Annotated in this window: 15 protein-coding genes; 9 read left to right on the top strand and 6 right to left on the bottom strand. The window is 76.1% G+C overall.

Features of this window, described 5'->3' with window-relative positions; all coding sequences use genetic code 11:
• Positions 1–66: 66 nt before the first annotated feature.
• Positions 67–933: a hypothetical protein gene (locus ABZW14_RS09985; RefSeq protein ID WP_355342769.1), complete on the top strand. Its 867-nt coding sequence runs from the start codon at positions 67–69 to the stop codon at positions 931–933.
• Positions 934–1,200: 267 nt separating this feature from the next.
• Complete coding sequence (locus ABZW14_RS09980; protein WP_355342766.1) at positions 1,201–2,529, top strand: hypothetical protein; 1,329 nt, start codon at positions 1,201–1,203, stop codon at positions 2,527–2,529.
• Positions 2,530–2,643: 114 nt separating this feature from the next.
• Here ABZW14_RS09980 and ABZW14_RS09975 read toward each other — a convergent pair whose 3' ends face one another.
• Positions 2,644–3,486, bottom strand: coding sequence for a hypothetical protein (locus ABZW14_RS09975; RefSeq protein WP_355342763.1), 843 nt, complete (start codon positions 3,484–3,486; stop codon positions 2,644–2,646).
• A 182-nt stretch (positions 3,487–3,668) separates the two neighbouring features.
• On the bottom strand, positions 3,669–4,016 hold the full coding sequence (locus ABZW14_RS09970) for an Lsr2 family protein (RefSeq protein WP_355342760.1): 348 nt from the start codon (positions 4,014–4,016) through the stop codon (positions 3,669–3,671).
• Between the two features lie 245 nt (positions 4,017–4,261).
• On the opposite strand from ABZW14_RS09970, the gene lon reads away from it, so the two are divergent.
• A complete protein-coding gene (lon, locus tag ABZW14_RS09965) occupies positions 4,262–6,598 on the top strand; it encodes an endopeptidase La (protein ID WP_355342758.1) in 2,337 nt (778 codons plus the stop codon).
• Between the two features lie 54 nt (positions 6,599–6,652).
• Here lon and ABZW14_RS09960 read toward each other — a convergent pair whose 3' ends face one another.
• Both ABZW14_RS09960 and ABZW14_RS09955 read right to left on the bottom strand, forming a co-directional pair.
• The gene (locus ABZW14_RS09960; RefSeq protein WP_355342755.1) at positions 6,653–8,452 is read right to left on the bottom strand and encodes a DEAD/DEAH box helicase; all 1,800 of its coding nucleotides are present in this window, start codon (positions 8,450–8,452) and stop codon (positions 6,653–6,655) included.
• Positions 8,453–8,544: 92 nt separating this feature from the next.
• Positions 8,545–9,372, bottom strand: a complete 828-nt coding sequence (locus ABZW14_RS09955; protein WP_355342752.1) for a hypothetical protein — start codon at positions 9,370–9,372, stop codon at positions 8,545–8,547.
• 133 nt (positions 9,373–9,505) lie between these two features.
• On the opposite strand from ABZW14_RS09955, the gene ABZW14_RS09950 reads away from it, so the two are divergent.
• Both ABZW14_RS09950 and ABZW14_RS09945 read left to right on the top strand, forming a co-directional pair.
• Entirely contained in the window at positions 9,506–10,648 is a 1,143-nt protein-coding gene (locus ABZW14_RS09950) for a histidine kinase (RefSeq protein WP_355342749.1), read from the top strand.
• Complete coding sequence (locus ABZW14_RS09945; protein ID WP_355342746.1) at positions 10,645–11,250, top strand: response regulator transcription factor; 606 nt, start codon at positions 10,645–10,647, stop codon at positions 11,248–11,250. Before ABZW14_RS09950 ends, ABZW14_RS09945 begins: the two co-directional genes overlap by 4 nt.
• An 85-nt stretch (positions 11,251–11,335) precedes the next feature.
• Here ABZW14_RS09945 and ABZW14_RS09940 read toward each other — a convergent pair whose 3' ends face one another.
• A complete protein-coding gene (locus tag ABZW14_RS09940) occupies positions 11,336–12,076 on the bottom strand; it encodes a helix-turn-helix domain-containing protein (protein WP_355342743.1) in 741 nt (246 codons plus the stop codon).
• 129 nt (positions 12,077–12,205) lie between these two features.
• Between ABZW14_RS09940 and ABZW14_RS09935 the strand changes: the two genes are divergently transcribed.
• Positions 12,206–14,425: a family 43 glycosylhydrolase gene (locus ABZW14_RS09935; RefSeq protein WP_355342740.1), complete on the top strand. Its 2,220-nt coding sequence runs from the start codon at positions 12,206–12,208 to the stop codon at positions 14,423–14,425.
• Positions 14,426–14,500: 75 nt separating this feature from the next.
• Here the strand turns inward: ABZW14_RS09935 and ABZW14_RS09930 are convergent, their stop codons facing one another.
• Positions 14,501–15,034 carry a 2'-5' RNA ligase family protein gene (locus ABZW14_RS09930; protein WP_355342737.1) on the bottom strand — a complete coding sequence of 178 codons (534 nt, stop codon included), beginning with the start codon at positions 15,032–15,034 and terminating at the stop codon, positions 14,501–14,503.
• Positions 15,035–15,170: 136 nt separating this feature from the next.
• Between ABZW14_RS09930 and ABZW14_RS09925 the strand changes: the two genes are divergently transcribed.
• The 3 genes from ABZW14_RS09925 to ABZW14_RS09915 all read left to right on the top strand — a co-directional run bounded on the left by ABZW14_RS09925 (position 15,171) and on the right by ABZW14_RS09915 (position 18,182).
• The gene (locus ABZW14_RS09925) at positions 15,171–16,328 is read left to right on the top strand and encodes a cytochrome P450 (RefSeq protein ID WP_355342734.1); all 1,158 of its coding nucleotides are present in this window, start codon (positions 15,171–15,173) and stop codon (positions 16,326–16,328) included.
• Complete coding sequence (locus ABZW14_RS09920; protein WP_355342731.1) at positions 16,325–17,110, top strand: isocitrate lyase/phosphoenolpyruvate mutase family protein; 786 nt, start codon at positions 16,325–16,327, stop codon at positions 17,108–17,110. Before ABZW14_RS09925 ends, ABZW14_RS09920 begins: the two co-directional genes overlap by 4 nt.
• 106 nt (positions 17,111–17,216) lie before the next feature.
• Positions 17,217–18,182, top strand: coding sequence for a hypothetical protein (locus tag ABZW14_RS09915; protein ID WP_355342728.1), 966 nt, complete (start codon positions 17,217–17,219; stop codon positions 18,180–18,182).
• Positions 18,183–18,186: the final 4 nt, after the last annotated feature.

Below are 18,186 nucleotides of genomic sequence, written 5' to 3'. Positions count from 1 at the left end.
GAGGCGGCTGGCATGATCGACGCCCTAGACTCGGGCGTCGACGGACCGACGGATGGAACTGGCGAGATGACGAGCACCGGCAGCGTGGCCACCTCCTGGCTGCGTCCGATCCCGTCCGGGGTCGCGCCGCAGCTCCACCGCGCCGGCCACGTCGGGTATCCGGCGCGGCGGCTCGGCGAGCTGGTGCAGGGCCGGCCGCCGGGCGTCACCGGCCACCAGTGGAGCACCGCCGGCCGGGAGGGCCTCGACCAGGTGGTCTGCGCCGCCGACACCGGCCTGCCCCGGTTCGCCGTGCAGTTCGCCCCGCCCGCGCCGGCCGGGTCCCCGGCCCGTCGCGCCGAGCGGATGACCAGCACGGTCTGCGCCGCCGTCGGGTTGCCGCTGCTGCGGGTCGAGTCGGCGACGCTGGGCGGCGCCGAGCACTCCCGCCGCCTCGTCGAGTACGTCATCGACGCGCGCGCCTACGCCGCCGGCACCGACGCGGACAGCGCTGACGCCGTCGGTTTCCGGGACATCGTCGGCCGCCTCCCCGACGGCCGGCGGGGGCCGGTCAACGACCTCGGGACGCTGGCCCGGGCCGCCGCCGTCGAGGCGTACGTGGAGCGCCGGCTCGCCGACCCGATCGTCCGCGGGCTGCACGTGCGCTGGACGGACGGCTCGGCCGAGGGGTGGAGCTGGGTCGAGGTGCGGCCCGGCCGGTGCCTCGTCGAGCGGGTGCACCTGGTCGCCCAGCGCTTCTCCTGCGGCGTGGACCCGGGCCGGCTCGCCGAGGACCTGGCCACCGTGGCGATCGGGGAGCGTTTGCGCGACCTCGACGCCGCGGCACCGTCCCTGGTGGACCGGGACGAGGTGCGCGGGCAGATCCGGCGGCTGGCCGCCCGGCGCGACGAGTTCGACGGCGGCTTCGCCTTCGACCACCTCTGCGCCGACTGATTCGGCGCCCCGCCGCCACCGTCCGGCCGCCCCGGCCGTCCCCGCGAATTCTCCCGATCCCGGTTGAACCTTCGCCGCGGTCGCTCCGTACCTAAGCGGGAATGGACGCAGATCTTCCCCGCCGCGCCGGACGGCGCGGGGACGGTGCGGAAAGGGCATCGTCGGTCATCGACGTGCGGCCGGAACGTCGCAGTGATCCTCACCCCGAAATCCATCGGTCCGCCGGGGTCACCAGTCAGCTACCGGATCGAGAAGGAGAGCAATTCGATGCGCAGGTCCACACGGGCGCGCCGGTCATCCGGTAACGCGCGGAGCAAGCGTCTGCTGGCCGTGGTCGGCACGCTCGCGGTCTTCGGCGGAATCGTCGCCGTCACCCAGATCTCGTCCGCCCAGGACCGGCGGACCACCGTCCGTACCGCCTCGGCGTCCTGTGTGGCCGCGAGCCCGGGGGCGACCGCTCCGGACGGCCGCGGCAGCACCACCCGGACCTGGCAGAACGGCCGCTGGGTGCGCAACCACTGGGGTGACGGGCAGATGTCCTCCGCCGAGTGCCAGCAGACCAGGGGTGGCGGCGCGGGCGCCGCGACCCCGACCGTGGCCTGCCCGGAGGTGCGGAGCAAGCTGCCGGAGGTGCCCGACCGGGCGCGCGCCGAGGTGGATCGCAACCTCGCCCTGCTGGACAGCCAGATCGCCGAGGCCAACCGGCGGCTGGCGGCGGAGGGCGCCCGCAACGGCGACTTCGTGAACAACGCCGTCCTGCGGCCGCTCGCCGACAAGCGGACCGCGACGTTGAACCGGATCGCCACGGCCATCGGCCGGGTCGCCGACCGGCCTCAGGGCCTGGATCAGCTGGCCCAGTGCGTCCTCGCCGACAACGCCCAGAACGGCGGCCAGAACGGCGGTCAGAATGGGGGCCAGAACGGCGGTCAGAACGGGGGCCAGACCGGCGGGAACAACAACGGCGGTCAGACCGGGGGGAACAACAACGGCGGCCAGAACGGTGGCAACAACGGCGGCCAGACCGGCGGCAACAACGGCGGCAACAACGGCCTCGAGGTGCTCGCCAAGGACTGTTCCAACAGCCGGCTCCAGGCCCACGACGGTTTCCAGAACGGGAACCGCTGCGTGAGCACCGCGTTCGGTGAGGTCGGCGCCGCCGCCAACAATCCGTCGCTGCTCATCACGCAGTTCCCGAACCGGGTCCAGCGCAACCAGCCGTTCACCCTCCGGGTCAGCACCCGGAACCTGGTGCGCGACCGCTTCCTCGCCGCCGGTCAGGGCGGCTACTACCTGGAGAGCTCGCTGCTCAACGACCAGGGCCTGGTGCGCGGACACTTCCACACCGCCTGCCGGATGCTCCAGACCACCCAGGCGGCGCCGTCGAATCCGCAGGACGTTCCGGCGTTCTTCGTGGCGACCGAGGACGGCGGTGGCGGCAACCAGGCCGACCAGGTGAGCATCCAGGTCCCCGGTCTGCCTCAGTCGGGCCTCGCGCAGTGCGCGGTCTGGGCCGGTGACGGCTCGCACCGCATCCCCATGATGGAGCGGGCGAACCAGACGCCCGCCTTCGACGTGGTCCGGATCCGGGTCAACTGAGCACCGACGGCCGGAGCGCCCGGGGGTACGCCCGGGCCGCTCCGGCCGTCCCACGACCCGGAGCGCCGATCATGAGGTTGGCCGCGATGAACAGGGCGAACCGCACCGCCACCCTCATGATCGACGTGGGTCGGCGCCTCGGCGGCCGGCGGCCGGCGAGCGCGGCAGGTCGGTGCAGTGCACGACCGTGGCGTCGTCCGGTGGGGCGGCGCCTGCGGAGGCGCCGGCTTCGGCCCGCCGGACGCGGCGGATCACCTCGGCCGGCCCGTCGGCGGTGAGCAGGTCCAGCACGCCGGGCCAGTCGGTCAGCCCGTACGGGCTGACGATCCGGCTCGCGCCGTTGCTGAGCAGCGCGACGCCGGACAGATCGCGCAGGGGCCGGCTGCCGGTCACCGCCTCCTCCGCCGCGTGCGGGTCGTCCTTGGCGATCCAGTAGCCGCCCGGCCGGTTCCGGCGGGCGCGCAGCGCCCGGGTGCAGGCGGCCCGGACGCGGTCGTACTCCGGCGTGCCCTCGGCGACGCCGGCCAGGGGCACGGAGCAGGCGCGCCGGGCGGCGACCTCCCGCTCGTCGGTGACGACCAGCGGGCCGCCGCCGGCCTGGTCGAGGACGAGGAAGGTGTCCGCGAGCAGGAGATGGTCCAGGCGGCCCCGGTGCGCGCGGACGATCACCACGGTCGCCTGCGGGCTGCCGGGGTCCGCGAGGTCGCAGGTGGCGCCGTGCTCGGCGGCGATCTCGTCGATCGCGGTGGCCAGGACCGTCACGAGGTCCCGCCCGTCACCGGGCGAGAGCCGGCCGAGCAGCGCGCCGCCGAGCCGGTGCGTGTACCAGGCGACACCGTGCGAACAGATCGACTCGGTTCCCGGGATGCCGGCGCCGTCGAGCAGCACCGCGGCGCCGGGGACGGCACCGGCGAAGTCCTCGTTCGGCCGGCCGGCCGTGCCGGCGCTGGTCGCCATGCTCACGCGCACCGAAGACCCCCAGGTCCGGGATCGCCGGCCGCCGGAGGGCCGGCGCGGGATGAAGTTCGCTGCCGGGATTCCCCGCCCGGTTGAAAATTGTTAACGCCGGGAAAAGCCGATCGGGGCCACACCGATTTCTCAGCGTGACCCCGGGATGCCCGACGGTGAACCGGGAGGGCTCAGCGGTTCTTGTACGCCTCCACCACCGACACGGGGATGCGGCCCCGCTCGGAAATCTCGTAGCCGTTCTTGGCGGCCCATTCCCGGATGGCGCGGTTCTGCTCGCGGTCCATTCCCGAGGTGCCCGGGCGGGACGCGCCACGCGGAGCGCGACCGGCCTCCACCGGCCCGCGCCCGATCCGCCGGCCAGCGCTGATGTACGGGTCCAGCGCCTTGCGCAGGACGCCCGCGTTCTCGTCGGAGACGTCGATCGTGTACGCCACGCCGTCCAGGCTGAACTCGACGGTCCGATCGGCCTTTCCGCCGTCGAGGTCGTCGGTCAGAACGGTGATTACTTTCCTTGCCATCGCCATTACTCCCTGTGTCGGGCGGGGTGTGGCTATGAGTTTGACGTATCTCGCGGCAATTTCGCAACAATACCCGCCCTTCGCCATTCGGCGGGTCGGTTTTTCTCCGGGGCGGCAAATGGGTGTTGGCCCGCGGCGCAGAGTTCGGCGGCACGAACGAGTGGCGTGGGTCACATCGCGGAACAAGGGAGACGGTTTGTTACTTGAGTCAGACACGCTCAACCCAACGCGATGGCAGGTGTTCGATGGCAACTCTTCCGGTACTTCCTCTGACCGACGCCGTCCTGCTGCCGGGCATGGTCATCCCGGTGACCCTGGACCCGACCACCCAGGCCGCGGTCGACGCGGCCCGCGCCAGCGGCGACAAGAAGCTGCTCGCCGTGCCCCGCCTCGACGGCGAGTACGGCTCGGTGGGCGTGATCGCCACCATCGAGAAGGTGGGACGGCTGCCCAGCGGCGAGCCGGCCGCCGTGGTCCGCGGCCTCGCCCGGGCCCGGATCGGTTCCGGCGTGCCCGGACCGGGGGCCGCCCTCTGGGTCGAGGCGACCACCCTCGACGAACCCGCCCCGGCCGGCCGGGCCCGGGAACTCGCCCGTGAATACCGGGCGCTGATGACCTCGGTCCTCCAGGAGCGCGGGGCGTGGCAGGTCATCGACGCCATGGAGCGGATGACCGATCTCTCCGAGCTGGCCGACGCGGCCGGCTACGCGCCCTGGCTGACCCTGGCGCAGAAGACCGAGCTGCTCGCCGCCCCGGACGTCACCGCCCGGCTGGAGCTGCTGGTCGGCTGGGTGAAGGACCACCTGGCCGAGCAGGAGGTCACCGAGCGCATCAACAGCGACGTGCGCGAGGGGCTGGAGAAGTCGCAGCGCGAGTTCCTGCTCCGCCAGCAGCTCGCCGCGATCCGCAAGGAACTCGGCGAGGACGAGCCGGACGGCTCCGCCGACTACCGCTCCCGGGTGGAGTCGGCCGACCTGCCCGAGAAGGTCCGCGAGGCGGCCATGCGCGAGGTCGGCAAGCTGGAGCGGGCCAGTGACGCCTCGCCGGAGGCGGGCTGGATCCGTACGTGGCTCGACACCGTCCTCGAGATGCCGTGGAACACGCGTACCGAGGACAACACCGACCTGGCTGCGGCGCGTGCGGTGCTCGACGCCGACCACGCCGGCCTGGCCGATGTGAAGGACCGCATCCTGGAGTACCTGGCGGTGCGCAACCGGCGCGCCCAGCGCAACCTCGGCGTGGTCGGTGGCCGCGGCTCCGGCGCGGTGCTCGCTCTGGCCGGCCCGCCCGGCGTCGGCAAGACCAGCCTCGGCGAGTCCGTCGCCCGGGCGCTCGGCCGCAACTTCGTCCGGGTGTCCCTCGGCGGCGTCCGCGACGAGGCCGAGATCCGCGGCCACCGGCGCACCTACGTCGGCGCGCTGCCCGGCCGGATCGTGCGCGCGCTGCGCGAGGCCGGCTCGATGAACCCGGTGGTGCTCCTCGACGAGGTCGACAAGCTGGCCGTCGGCTACTCCGGCGACCCGGCCGCGGCCCTGCTGGAGGTGCTCGACCCGGCGCAGAACCACACCTTCCGGGATCACTACCTGGAGGTCGACCTCGACCTGTCCGACGTGCTGTTCCTGGCCACCGCCAACGTGGTGGAGAGCATCCCCGGCCCGCTGCTGGACCGGATGGAGCTGGTCACCCTGGACGGCTACACCGAGGACGAGAAGGTGGCCATCGCCCGGGACCACCTGCTGCCGCGGCAGCGGGAGCGGGCCGGGCTGACCGCCGAGGAGGTCACGGTCGCCGACTCGGCGCTGGCCCGGATCGCGGGGGAGTACACCCGGGAGGCCGGCGTCCGGCAGCTGGAGCGGGCCCTGGCCAAGATCCTGCGCAAGGTCACCGTGGCGCTGTCCTCCGACCCGGCGCCGGTGCGCGTCGACACCGACAACCTCGCCCGCTACCTGGGCCGGCCCAGGTTCACCCCGGAGTCGGCCGAGCGGACGGCGGTGCCCGGCGTGGCCACCGGCCTGGCGGTCACCGGAGCCGGCGGCGACGTGCTCTTCATCGAGGCCACCAGCATGGAGGGCGAGCCGGGACTGACCCTGACCGGTCAGCTCGGCGACGTGATGAAGGAGTCGGCGCACATCGCGCTGTCCTACCTGCGCTCGAACGGGCGACGCCTCGGCATCGACCCGAACGCCCTCGCCGGGCGGCGGATCCACGTGCACTTCCCGGCGGGCGCGGTGCCCAAGGACGGCCCGAGCGCCGGCATCACCATGGTGACGGCGCTGGCCTCGCTGGTGACCGGCCGGCCGGTGCGTCCCGAGTTCGGGATGACCGGCGAGGTGACCCTCTCCGGCCGGGTGCTGCCCATCGGCGGCGTGAAGCAGAAGCTGCTCGCCGCCCACCGGGCCGGCCTCACGGAGGTGATCATCCCGAAGCGCAACGAGCCGGACCTGGACGACCTGCCCACCGAGGTCCGCGAGGCGCTGACCGTCCACACTCTCGCCGACGTCGCCGACGTGCTCGCCCTGGCGCTGCGCCCGGCCGACGTCGACGCCGAGACCCTGGGCGGCCAGCCGCTCGCCGCGGCCTGACCACCCGGCACACCGAGGCCCCCGGTCCACCCGGACCGGGGGCCTCGGCCGTGCTCACCAGCGGTCCCGGCGCTCCCGCCGCTCGCCACCGTCGCCGTCGCGGCCGCGCCGCTCCCGGCGGTCGCCGTCGAAGCGGCGCTCGCCGCCGCCGTCACCGTCCCGGTCGCGGCGCACCGTGGCCTTGCGGCCCTTGATGGTGCTGCCGCGCAGCCCCTGGATCACCTCGTCGGCGACGCCGTACGGGACCTCGACCAGGGAGAAGCGGTCGGCGATCTCGATCGAGCCGATGTCCCGGCCGCTGACCCCGGTCTCCCCGGTGATCGCCCCGACCAGGTCCTGGGGGCGCACCCCGGCGCGCCGGCCCAGGCCGATGAACACCTGAGTCGTCCCGCCCGAGCGGGGACGCGCCCCGCCGCGCCGGTCCCGGCTGTCGTACCCCGCCCGGGGTTCCCGGGGCGGGCGGACCGCGGCCTGCGGGATCTCCTCCTCCTCGTCGGCCGTGCCGGGCAGGGTGGCCTCGTGGGCGAGCCGCACGGCGGCCAGCGCGACCTCCATGAGGTCGAACTCGTCGGTCAGCGACTCGACGATCGCCCGGAACGGATCGAGGTCGTCCTCCAGCAGCGACTCCCGCAGCGCGGCCTGGGTCAGCTCCAGCCGCCGGGTACGCAGGTCCGCCACCGTGGGGATCTTGTCGACGGCGATCCGCTGGCCGGTGACCCGCTCGATGGTCTTGAGCATCCGGTGCTCGCGCGGCTCGGCCAGGGTGATGGCCACGCCCTCCCGCCCGGCCCGGCCCACCCGGCCGATCCGGTGCACGTACGACTCGGGGGCCGACGGGACGTCGTAGTTGACCACGTGGGTCAGCTGCTCGACGTCCAGCCCGCGGGCCGCCACGTCGGTGGCCACCAGCAGGTCGGCGGTGCCCGCCCGCAGCCGGCCCATCACGCGGTCGCGCTGCTCCTGGCTCATCCCGCCGTGCAGCGCCTCGGCCCGGTAGCCGCGGCCGTTCATCGTCTCGGTGAGCCGGTCGACCTCCTCCCGGCTGCGGCAGAACACGATGGCCGCGGTGGGCGACTCCACGTCCAGCACCCGGCCCAGCGCCGCCGGCTTGTGCGCCCGCGCCACGATGTACGCGCTCTGCCGCACCCGCGGCGCCTCGCCCGCGACCGGCCGTTCGCGCTCGATCTGGATGCGCTCCGGGTCGGTCAGGTGCTTGCGGGCCAGCCCGTCGATCCGGGCCGGCATGGTGGCCGAGAACAGCACGGTCTGCCGTCCGGCCGGGGCGTGCTCCAGGATCGCCTCGATGTCCTCGGCGAAGCCCATGTCGAGCATCTCGTCCGCCTCGTCCAGCACCACCGTGGCGAGCCCGCCGAGCCGCAGGGTGCCCCGGGCGATGTGGTCCAGCGCCCGGCCCGGCGTCGCCACCACCACGTCGACGCCGGCGTCGAGGGCGCGCAGCTGCCGCCCGATCGGCTGGCCGCCGTAGATCGGCAGCACGCGCGCGCCCAGGTCCCGGCCGTACCGGTGGAACGCCTCGGAGACCTGCACCGCCAGCTCCCGGGTCGGCACCAGCACCAGCGACACCGGGTCCCCGGCGGAACGCTCGTCGGGCATCCGCTGGAGCAGCGGCAGGGCGAACGCAGCGGTCTTGCCGGTGCCGGTCGCCGCCTGGCCCAGCAGATCCCGGCCCGCGAGCAGCGGTGGGATCGCCTCCCGCTGGATCGGGGTCGGCTCCTCGTAGCCGAGGACGGCGAGCGCCTTCAGCAGCTCGGTGCGCAGTCCGAGGTCCGCGAAGGCGGCGGCGTCGTCGTCGGTGGCGGGGGCGGGATCGGTCGGGGTTGGTGCGGAACTCATGGCACAAGCCTTTCATCACCGCCACCCGGCCGTCGCGGCGACCGTCCCAAACCGTCGCCCCCGCCACGCCGGGGTGAATCCGGCGGGGTCTCTCACCCGGCCAGGACCGCCAGCAGGGTGGTCGTGCCCACGGCCACGTCCAGCACGGCGCACCACTCCGCGTACCCCCGGGGCACCACCCGGCCGGTGCGGTGGTGCGCCACGTCCCAGGCCGCGTGCCCGAGCCAGCCGAGGCCGACCAGCACGCCGGCGAGGCCGTCCGGCCCGAGCAGGGCCGCTGCCGCCAGGCCGCCCCAGCCGGCCAGCCCGGCGAGCTGCCACGCCAGGTCCCGGCGGTCGCCCCACTGCCGCCGCCAGGTGCCGATGAGCAGGTAGCCGGCCGGCAGCACCAGCAGCGTCCACGGGGAGAACACCGTCGGCGCGACCCAGAGATCCACCGTCATGAGCAGGGCAAGCCCGGTCGGCCACCGGCGCGTCACCGCCGCGGCGACCGGATGGCGGCGGGCCGGCGCCGGATGCGCGTGCCGGTGCCGCACCGCCACCAGCACCATGGCCGGCAGCATCAGCAGGTGGCCGCCGAGCATCAGCACGTCGTCCCCGGCCAGCCCGGCCCACCAGGGCGGGAGCAGCAGCAGGAACGGGACGTACATGACGGCCACCATCTCGGCGGTGGCGGCCCAGCCGTGGCCCCGGTGCCACATCCAGGCGGCCATGCCCAGTCCCATGTCCGTCGCCATCACCAGCGCGCCGACATCCGCCCGGGCCAGCGCGTCCGCGCCGCCCAGCAGCGCCGTGCCGGCCCGCCACAGCGGGCCGAGCAGCAGCATGCCGACCACCATCGCCACGATCATCCCGGCCAGGTGGCCGGCCAGCCGTCGTGCGTCCGCCCGCAGCGGTACGCGTACCGTCGTCTCGGTCATGCCCCGAGCCTTCCGGTGACCCGCGTACGGAACCAGGCGCGTCCCTCACCGGAAACCCGTGCGCCGCGCACGGGTTCCGCGTGACATTCCGCAGGGGTGAACCGGGCGGCCGGCGGCCCTAGGATCGGCGGACATGACGGTCGACGCGGCGGACCGCCGGCTCCGGCGGGCCCGGCAGCTCACCCTGCTGTCGCTGGCGACGAACGTCTGGACCACCCTGCTGCTGCCCGGCGTCGGGCTGGCGCGGGAGCCGGAGCCGCGGCGCCTGGTGCTCGGCGTGCTCGGGCTCGCCGCCTTCACCACCGCCCAGGCGGCGGTGCTGCACGCGGCGGTCACCCCCTGGCTCCCCGGGCGGGCCCGGCGCCGCCGGCACGCCGCGCTGGCGGTGGCCGCCCTGCTCAGCCTGCCGCTGGTCGGCCCGGTCGCCGCCGGCGCCTGGCCCACCTGGGCGTGGCTGGGCGCGTCGCTGGTCGGCATGTCGCCGCTGCTGTTCCGGCCGCTGCCGGCCCTGCTCGCGGCGGCGGTGGTGCTCGGCGCCTCGACCGCGGTGACGGGGGCGACCGGCGGGCCGCTGCCCACCGCCCTGCTGGTCACCGGGGGTGTCGGCGCCGGTGTCGCCGGGGTGACCTGGCTCCAGGTCTGGTTCTGGGACCTGCTCGTCGAGGCCCGGCAGGGACAGGCCGCCCGGGCCCGGCTCGCCGCCGCCGAGGAGCGGTTGCGCTTCGCCCGCGACGTGCACGACCTGCTGGGCCACGACCTCACCGTGATCGCGCTCAAGGCCGAGCTGGCCGAGCGGCTCGCACCGGTCGACGCCGACCGGGCCGGTCGGGAGGCGGCCGAGGTGCGCCGGCTCGCCGGGTCCGCCCTGGCCCGGGTACGCGATGCGGTGCACGGCTACCGCGCCGTCGATCTGGCCGAGCAGCTGGCCGCGGTGGGGGAGGTGCTGCGGTCCAGCGGGGTGCGCTGCACGGTGGTGCCGCCGGACGGCGAGCTGCCCGCCCCGGCCGCCGCCGACCTGGCCGCCGTGCTGCGCGAGGCCGGGACGAACGTGCTGCGGCACAGCCGGGCCGACTGGTGCCGGATCGAGCTGACCCGGGAGGACGGCCTGGTGACGATGACCGTACGCAACGACGGCGCCGGAGGCGCCGGCCCGGACCCGCTCAGCGGCGGCCTGCGCGGGCTGGCCGACCGGCTCGCCCCGGCCGGCGGCGGCGTCCGGGCGTACGCCGAGGACGGCGTGTTCCACCTCGTGGCGACCGTGCCGGTGCCCTCGTGATCCGGGTTCTGCTGGCCGACGACGAGGAGCTGATTCGGCTCGCCCTCGCGGCCCTGCTCGACCTGGAGCCGGACATCGAGGTGGTCGCGCACGCCGCGGACGGCCGCGCCGCGCTCGACGCGGCGCTGGCCCACCGGCCCGACGTGGCCGTGCTGGACCTGGAGATGCCGCCGCCGGGCGGGATCCAGGTCGTCGCCGAGCTGGCCCGCGTCCTGCCCGGCTGCGCCACGGTGATCCTCACCGGGCACGGCCGGCCCGCCCACCTCCGGCCGGCGCTGACCGCGGGCGCGCGCGGGTTCCTCGCCAAGGGCGCCCCCGGGGGCGCCCTGGCCGACGTGATCCGCCGGGTGCACACCGGCGCCCGCTACGTCGATCCCGCGCTCGCCGCCGACGCGCTGACCCTGCCCGAGTGCCCGCTCACCCCGCGGGAGCTGGAGACGCTGCGGCTGGCTGAACTGGGCACCCCGGTGGCGGTGATCGCCCGGCGAACCCATCTGGCGGCGGGAACGGTCCGCAACCACCTGGCCGCGTGCGTGCAGAAGCTCGGCGCCGCCGACCGGGCCGAGGCGGTGCGGCGGGCCCGCGAGGCCGGCTGGCTCTGAGCGCGGACGGCATCGGCGGTCCCGTCGACAACCCGGAGGGGTGGCGACACGCCGGCCCGAGCGGCCCTCGCCGGGCGGCGAGGGGTCAGGCGCGGGCGGGGCCGGCGTCCCGGGTGGGTGGGGCGAGGGCGGCCGGGTCGAGCGCGAGGGCGGCGGCCAGGGCGGGCCGGCCGGCCGGGGTGAGGCGGACCGCCCGGCCGGTGCCCCGGACGGTCCAGCCGAGGTCGAGGAAGCGCCGACAGAGCGCGGCGCCCAGCGCGCCGGCCAGGTGGGGACGGCGCTCGGTCCAGTCCAGGCAGTCCCGGACCAGGGGCCGCCGGGCGGCGCGCAGCGGTTCGACGGGCACACCGAGGTCCGCCAGCCAGGTGATCCCGGCCGGCGTGACCGCCAGGCCGCCGGCGCGGTCGAGCACGCCCCGGGCCAGCAGGGTGTCGTGCAGCAGCACGCCCAGCCGGCCGGCCAGGTGGTCGTAGCAGGTGCGGGCGTACGCGAGGGACGCCTGGGCGGAGGCGGCGCGCAACGTGCGGGGCGGGGCCGCCGGGGCGGGCGCCCGCCCGGCCAGGTCCTCGACGAGCTGGGCCACCGACGGGTCGGCGAGGCGCACGTACCGGTGCCGGCCCTGCCGCTCCTCGGCCAGCAGCCCGCCCCGGACCAGGCGGGTGAGGTGGTCGCTCGCGGTGGACGGCGCGACCCCGGCGGCCCGGGCCAGCTCGCCGGCCGTCCAGGCCCGCCCGTCGAGCAGGGCGAGGCAGAAGCCGGCCCGGGTCGGGTCGGCGAGCAGCGCGGCGAGCCCGGCGAGTGCGTGTCCGTCGGTGCGGGTGGTCATGCGGCAATGCTGGCACGGGAATTGTTCGGTCCCCACCGACGCGTGCGCGCCGCCCTTTACATCGTTGTCTCCAACGTTGTAGAAACGGGGTCACCGCAGTGACCTCCGTCTACCTCCAAGGCAGGTCTGATGGGACACCTCCACCGCGGCGGCGTGCTCGCCGCCGCACTCGCTCTGCTCCTGACGACGACAACGGCCGCGGCTGCCGCACCGGCCGCCGGCGCCGACCGCTACCGGAACCCGGTCTCGGCCGGCTTCGCCGACACCTTCGCCGACCCCGCCGTCGTCCGCGGCGACGACGGCCTCTGGTACGCCTTCGGCACCTCCGACCCGCTGCGCGAGGGCGAACGCCAGGCGCACCGGGTGCCCATCGCCCGCTCGGCCGACCTGGTCGACTGGACGTACGTGGGCGACGCCTTCGCACCCGGCCAGCGGCCGTCCTTCGCCGCACCCGGCGCCGCGTTCTGGGCGCCCGACGTGCGCCGGGTCGCCGACCGCTGGGTGATGTACGTGACCGTCACCGACACCACCGTCTCCGGCGACACCTTCGACACCGCGATCGGGGCGGCCACCGCGCCCACCCCGGCCGGACCGTGGACGTTCGCCGACACACCCGTGGTCGCCCCGCGACCCGGCGGGGGCGGCGGCTACCTGTGGACCATCGACCCGAGCCAGTTCACCGATTCCGACGGCCGGTCCTACCTCTACTTCGGCAGCTACTACGGCGGCATCTCGGTCACCGAGCTCTCCGCCGACGGGCTGCGCGCGGTCGGCACCCCGAGCCTGGTGGCCATCGACAACAAGTTCGAGGGCGGCTACGTGCTGCGCCACGACGGCTGGTACTGGCTGTTCGCCTCCACGGCGAACTGCTGCGCCGGCCCGGCCACCGGCTACTCGGTGCAGGTCGGCCGGGCGCGTGACCCGCGCGGGCCGTTCGTCGACCGGGACGGCCAGCCGCTCGACGTCTCGCGGGCCGGCGGCACGCCGGTGCTCACCCAGAACGGCAACCGGTGGATCGGGACCGGGCACAACGCGGTGGTCACCGACCTGTCGGGGCAGGACTGGATCGCCTACCACGCCATCGACCGCGCCGACCCGTACCTGGACGAGCCGTTCGGGATCAACGAGCGGCCGATGCTGCTGGACCGCCTCGACTGGGTGGACGGGTGGCCGACCGTCAACGCCGGCGCCGGTCCCTCCGAGGACGCCCGGCCCGCGCCGGTCACCACCGGCCGCGTCGACGCCCGCTTCGACACCGCCGACCTCGACGGCTGGCGGGGCGGCACCGGCCACTGGCAGGTGACCGGCGGCGTGCTGGCCGGCACCGGCACGCTGACCGCCCGGGCCGGAATCGGCGGCGACGTACGGGCCGAGGCCGACCTGCGGCTGACCGGCGCGGACACGGCCGGGCTGCGGCTCGGCACGGTGCAGGTCACAGTCGGCGGCGGCCGGCTGACCGCCCGGGCAGGTGGCGGCGCGACGGCTTCCGTGCCGCTGCCCGCAGGGCTCGACCTCGCCGGCCGGCACAACCTGGCCGTGGAGGTCCGCGACCGCCGGCTCGTCGCCGAGCTGAGCCCGGCCCGCCTCGGCGACCAGCTCGCCGTGGTGGCCCTGAGGCTCACGCGGCCGGCGGCCGGGCCGCTCGCGCTGCGCGCCGACGGCGGTCCCGCGGAGTTCGACAACGTCAGCGCGACCGCGCTGTACCGCCCGGTCCGGCACACCGTCGCCCCGCCCCGCGTCGGCCCGCTGCTCTCCGGGTACTCCGACGAGTTCACCGACGGGCTCGACCCGGCCTGGCAGTGGATCCGGCCCAACGCGGCCGCCACGGTGACCGGCGGGGCGCTGCGCTGGCCGGTCGAGTCGAGTGACCTGGTGGGCACCGGCAACACCGCCGGGGTCCTGCTGCGCGACGCGCCCACGGGCGACTACGTCGCGGAGACGAAGGTGACCCTCGATCTGGGTGAGGACGTCGTCCGCAACTACCAGCAGGCGGGCCTGGTGGCGTACGTGGACGACGACCGGTTCGCCCGGCTCGCCCAGGTGGCCATCTGGAACACCCGCCAGGTCGAGTACGGCTACGAGCTGCCCTTCGCCGGCCAGCCCGTCTACGGCGGCAGCATCGTCGGCACCCCGGCCACCACGACCTGGCTGCGGCTGGCGCACCACGTCGACCGGGTCACCGGCGAGCACGAGTTCCGGGCCGCCTCCAGCCGGGACGGCACGCACTGGACATGGGGCGCGGTGTGGACCTTCCCGGCGGACACGACGCCCCGGATCGGTCTCGTCGCGCACGGCGGCGCCACCCCGGCGGTGACTGCGGAGTTCGACTACCTGCGGTTCCACCGCTGACCTGGGTGACCGGGACCGTCCGAACCAGCGGGCGGTCCCGGTCGGCCGGCGTCGCCCGGTGCCGGGCGGTCCCGGTCAGGCGCCGGGGTGCGGGCAGGCCGGGGCCAGCTCGCTGACCGTCCGGGTGTCGCTGTCGTAGCTGCGCGCTGCCATGAACTCCCCGCCCGGCCGGTCCGGGCCGGCGACCGCCCGGGCCCGGCGGCGGTCGGCGTCGCGGAAGCGCAGCGCCAGGCTCAGGTGCGGCACCCAGCGCCCGGGCAGGTGCCAGGGTTGCGGCCCGGGCGCCCCGGCGAGGACGTCCCAGACCGCGCCGTGCAGGGCGACGAGCTGCGGCGTGGGGCGGACCAGCCAGACCAGGGGCGCGCTGCCGTCGAGGACCGCCACCCGGTCCAGCCGGGCCGGCAGCGGCAGCGCCGCGTCGCAGAGGTCGGCGAGGCGCTGCTCGGCGCCGGGCGGGAACTCGTCGACCGAGGCGAGGGTCAGGTGCGGCCGGTTCGTCGGGTGCGGGTGACGGGCCAGGCTGGGCAGGCCGGCGGCGGCGAGCCGGTCCCAGGCCGCTCGTACCGCCTCCTCCAGCTCCGGCGAGCAGAGCAGTTCGACCGTACGCACGCCGTCAGGCTATCCGCCGGCGGTGTGCGGCGGCGTCCCATAGGAGATGCCGGCAGGCCGATCGCGCGGGGGCCCGAGCCCGCGACGGCCCGACCGTTCGGCCGGGGCCGAAGCAAGGCGGCCCTACCGTCGGGCGATGAGCTGGCCGATGATCCCGCCCGCCCCCGGCACGCCGGCCTGCGGGCCGCCGCATCCCGTCGCCGACGGCTGGGTGGTCACCCGGCACGCCGACGTCGTCGCCGTGCTGACTGATCCCGGGTACGTGGTCCCGGTCGCGCCCGCCGGGCCGCCCGGCTCCCTGGCCTGGCTGCGCGGGACGGTCAGCCGGTTCAGTGCCCCGGACCGGCATCCCGGCCGGCGCGCGCTCGGCGTGGCCGCGCTCCGCGACCTGGACCCGGACGAGCTGCGCGCCGCGGCCACCCGGCTGACCGACGAGACGCTGGACCGGCTCACCGCCGAACGGACCGACGGGGATCGCGGCGCCCCCGCGGGGGAGCGCGGTCGAGGCGTCGACCCGGTCGGGCCGGCGCCGGGACGGGTGGAGGTGATGGGCCGGCTGGCACGGCGCGTACCCCTGGAGGTGCTGGCGGCTCGGCTCGGCCTGGCCGACCCGGCGGCGGCCGTGCCGGCGGTGACCGCGGTGGCGGCCGCCTACCACCCGGGCGCCGACCCGGCGGCGGTGTCCCGCGCCGACCGGGCGGTGGGCGCGCTGCTGGCCATGTCGCCGCCGGCCCCGCCCGAGGCCGCGGCGAACCGGATCGGGCTGCTGGTGCAGGCCGCCGACGCCACCGCCGGGCTGATCGGCGCCGCCGTCCGGCACGGCCTGGCCGCGCCGGCCGCGCTCGGCACCGCCGACCTGCTGGCCGAGGTGCTGCGCCTGGACCCCCCGGTGCGCGCCACCCGCCGGGTCGCGACCGGCGCGCGCCGCCTGGGCGGCCGGGAGATCGGCCCGGACGCCGTGCTGCTGCTCCGCTTCGACGCGGCCAACCGGGACCCGGCCGTCCATCCGGAGCCGGACCGGCTCCGCCCCGGCCGGCCCGGCGGTTCGCTGACCTTCGGCGCCGGGCCCCGCGGCTGCCCGGGCGAGCGGCACGCCCTCGCCCTCGCCGCCGGTGTGGTCGACGTACTGCGCGACCGGTGCCGGCCCCCAGTGCCGGACACCTCGACCGCACCCGCCGTCCCGGACGCGGCGGCTGTGCCGAACGGACCCGCCGCTCCCGGCGCCGAGCCCGTGAGCTACGAGCCACATCCCACCCTGCGTGTCCCGACCAGCCTCGAGGTGATGCTCCGATGACCGACCGCGCCGCCGCCTTCCGTGCCCTGCACGTCCCCGGCCGGCCCCTGCTGCTGCCCAACGCCTGGGACCACGCCTCCGCCGCGGCGCTCGCCGCCCGGGGACACCCGGCCGTCGGCACCACGAGCCTCGGGGTGGCCGCGGCCGCCGGCCGGCCGGACGGGACGGGCGCCACCCGGGACGAGACGCTCGACCTGGCCCGCCGCCTGCGGGACCTGCCGGTGCTGCTCACCGTCGACATCGAGGACGGCTTCGGCGCCGACCCGGCGGCGGTGGCCGGGTACGTCGGCGAGCTGGCCGCGCTCGGCGTGGTGGGGGTGAACCTGGAGGACGGCCGGCCGGACGGCAGCCTCGCGCCGGTGGACCTCGCCGCCGCCAGGATCGACGCGGTGCGGACGGCCGTGCCGGGGCTGTTCGTCAACGCGCGCACCGACGCCTGGTGGCTGGGCGTGCCCGACCCGCTGCCGGTGGCGCTGGAGCGGGCGGCGGCGTACCGGGCGGCGGGCGCGGACGGGCTGTTCGCACCGGGCGCGCCGGACGACACCGTCGGGTTGCTCGCGGCCGAGGCCGGGCTGCCGCTGAACGTGCTGCACCGGCCGGGCGGCCCTGACCTGGCCGAGCTGGGCCGCCTCGGGGTGGCCCGGGTCAGCACCGGCTCGCTGCTGTTCCGCACGGCCCTCGGCGCGGCGCTGCACCTGGCCGACGCGGTCCTCGACGGCCGGGATGCCGGCCTGCCGGCCGCACCCGATTACGCCTGGGTGCAGGACCTCGCGGCGGGATAGGGCACCTTAGGGGGGAGATAGGAGGATTGTTCGGGGAGCTGCCGCTCTTGGTGATTACGGTGGGTCCAGGTTCGACTACGCCGTGTCCTGCCCAGAGGGGGCGACCATGCGAGTGCCCAGCCGAAGCCCCGGCCATCAGCCCGGGCCCGCCATCGCGTCCGCCGCCCCCGCCCGCCGGCGGCCCCCGGCCGCCGGCCCCCGCACCGCGTCCGGCGAGCCGGACCTGGCCGCGTACCGGGCCGCCGTGGCGGAGCTGCTGATCGAGGTGGGCGCCCTCGCGGACGCGCCGTCGACCACGGCCCGCCAGGTGCTGCTCGACCAGCGGCTGCGCGAGCCGGCCATCGCGGCCGTCCTCGACGCCACCCCGCAGGGGTTCGTCGGCGCCCGGGAGACCCTGCTGCTGGAGATGGCCCGCCACCAGCCCAACGCCCGCAGCTCGGCGCACGACCTCACCGCCCTGGTACGGATCTACCTGCTCTCCCGGGTCGACGTGATGTGGTGGCGGGACAGCGGCACCTTCCTCACCGACGGGCAGGTCGACACCAGCACCGACCTCGTCGACCTGGAGTGGCTGCGTCGCCGCGGCCTGCTCGCCTTCCGCTACCAGGAGCAGGCCGGCACCGTCCTCGGCCGCGGGCTGCGGGCGGTCCGGCGGCGGCTGCGCCCCGACGCGACCCCACATACCGCCGGGTTGCGGTTCCGCCGGGCGCGGCGGGAGGTGATCGCGCTGCTCAACGACCTGGGCCGGGAGTTCGCCGCAACGGCCCGGCCGGGCACGCCGCCGCTCTGGGTGACCAGCCTCGCGCGCAGCGCCGAGCACCAGTACCGGCTGCGCCGGCTCGGCTACGCCGCCATGGTGCCCAGCGGGCACTGTCTCGGCTGGGCGGCCGACGTGGAGCTGGAGTGGTACGGCCGGTTCGGCGCCCGGGACGTCCTGGCCGAGCTGCTGCTGGCCCGGCAGGAGGCCGGCGAGATCAACGTGGTCGACGAGGGCCAGGTCTGGCACCTCTGCCTCGCGCCCACGGCCCGCCGCAGGTTCCGGCGGGCCTACGAGGCCGAGATGGGGATCTGAACGG

The organism is Micromonospora sp. NPDC004551 (genome assembly GCF_040609975.1).
Classification (GTDB): Bacteria; Actinomycetota; Actinomycetes; order Mycobacteriales; family Micromonosporaceae; genus Micromonospora.
Note: the sequence above shows the minus strand (reverse complement) of the source record. Positions and strands in the feature narration are given on the sequence as shown.

What these genes read in the sequence shown, in the direction of transcription:
- ABZW14_RS09975 (WP_355342763.1), bottom strand. Translation starts at nt 3,486, where the DNA reads ATGGCGACCAGCGCCGGCACGGCCGGCCGGCCGAACGAGGACTTCGCC.
- ABZW14_RS09955 (WP_355342752.1), bottom strand. Translation starts at nt 9,372, where the DNA reads ATGACCGAGACGACGGTACGCGTACCGCTGCGGGCGGACGCACGACGG.
- ABZW14_RS09950 (WP_355342749.1), top strand. Translation starts at nt 9,506, where the DNA reads ATGACGGTCGACGCGGCGGACCGCCGGCTCCGGCGGGCCCGGCAGCTC.
- ABZW14_RS09985 (WP_355342769.1), top strand. Translation starts at nt 67, where the DNA reads ATGACGAGCACCGGCAGCGTGGCCACCTCCTGGCTGCGTCCGATCCCG.
- ABZW14_RS09920 (WP_355342731.1), top strand. Translation starts at nt 16,325, where the DNA reads ATGACCGACCGCGCCGCCGCCTTCCGTGCCCTGCACGTCCCCGGCCGG.
- ABZW14_RS09940 (WP_355342743.1), bottom strand. Translation starts at nt 12,076, where the DNA reads ATGACCACCCGCACCGACGGACACGCACTCGCCGGGCTCGCCGCGCTG.
- ABZW14_RS09915 (WP_355342728.1), top strand. Translation starts at nt 17,217, where the DNA reads ATGCGAGTGCCCAGCCGAAGCCCCGGCCATCAGCCCGGGCCCGCCATC.
- ABZW14_RS09925 (WP_355342734.1), top strand. Translation starts at nt 15,171, where the DNA reads ATGAGCTGGCCGATGATCCCGCCCGCCCCCGGCACGCCGGCCTGCGGG.
- ABZW14_RS09960 (WP_355342755.1), bottom strand. Translation starts at nt 8,452, where the DNA reads ATGAGTTCCGCACCAACCCCGACCGATCCCGCCCCCGCCACCGACGAC.
- lon (WP_355342758.1), top strand. Translation starts at nt 4,262, where the DNA reads ATGGCAACTCTTCCGGTACTTCCTCTGACCGACGCCGTCCTGCTGCCG.
- ABZW14_RS09980 (WP_355342766.1), top strand. Translation starts at nt 1,201, where the DNA reads ATGCGCAGGTCCACACGGGCGCGCCGGTCATCCGGTAACGCGCGGAGC.
- ABZW14_RS09970 (WP_355342760.1), bottom strand. Translation starts at nt 4,016, where the DNA reads ATGGCAAGGAAAGTAATCACCGTTCTGACCGACGACCTCGACGGCGGA.
- ABZW14_RS09935 (WP_355342740.1), top strand. Translation starts at nt 12,206, where the DNA reads ATGGGACACCTCCACCGCGGCGGCGTGCTCGCCGCCGCACTCGCTCTG.